The 3320-nt window shown below is 68.6% G+C and carries 3 protein-coding genes; all 3 read right to left on the bottom strand.

All coding sequences use genetic code 11. The features are described from left to right. A partial coding sequence (gene ftsZ, locus IBL25_RS25225) for a cell division protein FtsZ (RefSeq protein WP_238940662.1) occupies positions 1-1166 on the bottom strand: 1166 nt, incomplete at its 3' end. Between the two features lie 70 nt (positions 1167-1236). Continuing rightward, positions 1237-2523 (bottom strand): cell division protein FtsA, encoded by a 1287-nt coding sequence (gene ftsA / locus IBL25_RS25220; RefSeq protein ID WP_187781203.1) that lies wholly within the window; start codon positions 2521-2523, stop codon positions 1237-1239. After that, positions 2520-3320 (bottom strand): cell division protein FtsQ/DivIB (locus tag IBL25_RS25215; protein WP_238940661.1); only part of this gene is annotated, 801 nt, incomplete at its 5' end. The genes ftsA and IBL25_RS25215, both read right to left, overlap by 4 nt.

Raw genomic sequence — 3320 nt, 5'->3', positions numbered from 1 at the left:
CCGACGCGCACGGGGCCACCCACCGGCGCGCCCTGCTGCGGCATCATGGCGCGCGGCGCCACCGGCGCACCCATCACGCCACGCGGCTGGCCCGGCTGCTGCGGCGCGATGCCGGTGTTGGAGACCGCGTTCACCGGGCCGGCGCCGCCACCCATGGCCACCAGCTTCGGCCGCTCGGCCGCCGGCATCTCCTGCACAGCGTCTATACCGGTGGCGACCACCGAGACGCGGAGGCGGCCGTTCATGTCCTCATCGACGGAGGAGCCGAAGATGATGTTGGCATCCTCGTCCACCTCGGAGCGGATGCGGTTGGCCGCGGCATCCACCTCGAACAGCGTCATGTCGTAGCCGCCGGTGATGTTGATCAGCACGCCCTTGGCGCCGAGCATGGAGGTGTCCTCCAGCAGCGGGTTGCTGATCGCGGCCTCGGCCGCCTTCACCGCGCGGTCCTCGCCCTCGCCCTCGCCGGTGCCCATCATCGCCTTGCCCATCTCCGCCATCACGGTGCGGATATCGGCGAAGTCGAGGTTCACCAGGCCCGGATTGACCATCAGGTCAGTGACGCCGCGCACGCCCATGTAGAGCACGTCGTCCGCCATCTTGAAGGCTTCGGCGAAAGTGGTGCGCTCATTCGCCTTGCGGAACAGGTTCTGGTTCGGGATGACGATCAGCGTGTCCACATAGGACTGCAGGTCGTCGAGGCCGGCTTCCGCCGCGCGGCGGCGCTTCGGGCCTTCGAAGTCGAAGGGCTTCGTCACCACGCCCAGCGTCAGGATGCCACGCTCACGCGCCATGCGCGCGATAACCGGCGCCGCGCCGGTGCCCGTGCCGCCGCCCATGCCGCAGGTGATGAACACCATGTGCATGCCTTCGAGATGCCGCGCCAGGTCCTCGGTCGCTTCCTCGGCCGCCGCGCGCCCGATCTCCGGCTTGGCGCCGGCGCCCAGGCCCTGCGTCAGATGCGGGCCAAGCTGCACGCGGCGCTCGGCGCGGCTGTGCACCAGCGCCTGCGCGTCGGTATTGGCCACCAGGAACTCGACGCCGTCGAGGCCCATGGCGATCATGTTGTTGACGGCGTTGCAGCCTGCGCCGCCAACACCCACGACGGTAATTCGTGGGCTGAAATCCGTGTGCTGCTGGCGCGGGATGGTCAGGTTCAGCGTCATGACAGCAAGTCTCCTTGGGCGTGGCCAGCGGCTGTGTTCAGGCGACGAATCGGCGCGCGTTCAGAATGCATCAGACGCGGTCTCGAAGCCAGTTGACGAAACGAATAAATCGACCGTTTCCGCGTTCCGGACCGGGGTCCAGATCGAGCAACGGGCGACCCTCGCCAGCACCCCAGTGCAGCAGCCCCAGGGTGGTGGCGAAATCGGGACCAAGTGCAGAATCCGGCAGCCCCTGCACGGGTTGCGGCCTGCCGATCCGCACGGGTTTGTCGAGGATGCGCGCAGCGAGATCGCGCACGCCAACCAATTGGCTGGCACCGCCGGTCAAGACCACGCGCGCACCCGATTCACTGCCGACCAGCGCGCTTTCCAGGCGGTCGCGCACCAGTTCCAGCGTTTCTTCCAACCGCGGCCTGATGATGCCGACCATCGTGGCGCGCGAGACCTGCACCAGATGGTCGTCATCCTCACCGACCTGCGGCACGGACAGCATCTCCTTCTGGTCGTTGCCGCCTTCCATGCAGGAACCATGCAGCGTCTTCATGCGCTCCGCATGGCCAAGTGGCGTGGTCAGGCCGCGCGCCAGGTCATTCGTCACCTGCCAGCCGCCCACCGGAAGCTGCGCGGTGTGCAGCAGGTGCCCGTCGCCATAGACGGCGATGCCGGTGGTGCCGCCGCCCATATCGATGACGGTGGCGCCAAGCTGCTTCTCATCCTCGACAAGAACGGAAAGCGCGGCGGCGAAGGGCGCGCTCACCAGTTCCTCCACCTCCAGGTCACAACCGGCGAGGCAGAGGCCGAGGTTGCGCAGCGCCGCGGAGGCCGCATCCACCAGATGCAGCTTCACGCCCAGCATCTCGCACATCATGCCACGCGGGTCTTCGACACCCGGCGTGGAATCGATGGTGAAGCCGAGCGTGGCGGCATGCACCGTCTCGCGCCCTTCCTCCTGCGAGCGGCGGCGGCCTTCGCCCAGCACCGCGCGCAGGTCGGCCTCCGTGACAGCGCGGCCGCCGATCGGCCATTGCAGGTTCATCACGCGCGAGGATGGCTGGCCGCAGGAGAGATTGACGATGGCGCCCGAGAGCTTCAGGTCCGCCATCTCCTCCGCCTGCGCAACGGCCGCGCGGATGGAATGCTCGGCTTCCTGCAGGTCGACGATATTGCCGCCCTTGACGCCGCGCGAGCGCTGCCAGCCATAGCCGAGCACGCGCGGACGTCCGTCGCTTTCCACCCGTCCGATCAGGCAGACCACCTTGGAGCTGCCGATATCCAGCACGCCATAAGGCCCGCTGCGCGCGCGCTTGCGCTTCAGCAGCGGTGTCTCGGCGGGGGAAAGGCGGGCGATGCGGCTCATCCTCGGCCTCGTCCGCGCGTGGTGGTGACGGGCTGCTCGGGCTGCGGATGCTGGCGCACCACCAGCCGGTCCGGCAGCCGCATGTCGATGGCCACCACCGGCCGGTCCAGCAGCGACTGCGCCTTCTGCAGCTCGGCCAGCCGCGCGATGGCAGCATTCTCGTGCCCCTCGGGCAGCAGAATGTCGGTGCCGTTGTGCAGCCGCAGGTTCCAACGGCGCTGGCTGACATAAACCAGCGCCTGTATGCGGGCAAGCACCTCCGGCGCCTTCTTCAACTCATCGTAGACGGCGGCGCCATTCTTGTGCGCGCCTTCGCCCACTAGCAGCGGCAGCGGGCCGAAGGCATCCAGCGTATCGGCGGAAACCACGCGGCCCTCGCGGTCCACCACCGCGAAGTCGTTGTTGTGCTGCCAGATGGCGAAGGGCCGCCGCTCATGCACCACCACCAGGATATTGCCGGAAAGGTTGCGCTGCACTTCCGCGCTCTCGATCCAGGCAATGCTTTCCAGCCGCTGCCGCGCCGCTTCCGGCGAAAAGGCCAGCAGCGGCTCGCCATTGCGGATGCCAATGGCGGCGCGGATCAGTTCCTTGGGCGTGTTCTGCTGCCCGCGCACCACGATCTCCTGCACCGTCAGGCCAAAGCCGGCGCCGATCTCGGCGACGCCCTCGTTCAGCCAGGAGAAGCGGCCGGCGGGTTCCAGCGCCGCGATGCCGGCGCCGCAGACGGCGGCGACGCTGAGCGCGGCGAGGCCGAACAACGCCGGGCGCAGCAGCGGCCGGCGGCGGCGCAGCCAGAG

Origin of the sequence: Pseudoroseomonas ludipueritiae (genome assembly GCF_014490445.1) — a bacterium.
Classification (GTDB): Bacteria; Pseudomonadota; Alphaproteobacteria; order Acetobacterales; family Acetobacteraceae; genus Pseudoroseomonas; species Pseudoroseomonas ludipueritiae.
Note: the sequence above shows the minus strand (reverse complement) of the source record. Positions and strands in the feature narration are given on the sequence as shown.

Bases quoted from the DNA above. Each gene is read 5' to 3' on its own strand.
- ftsA (WP_187781203.1), bottom strand. From the start codon at position 2,523: ATGAGCCGCATCGCCCGCCTTTCCCCCGCCGAGACACCGCTGCTGAAG.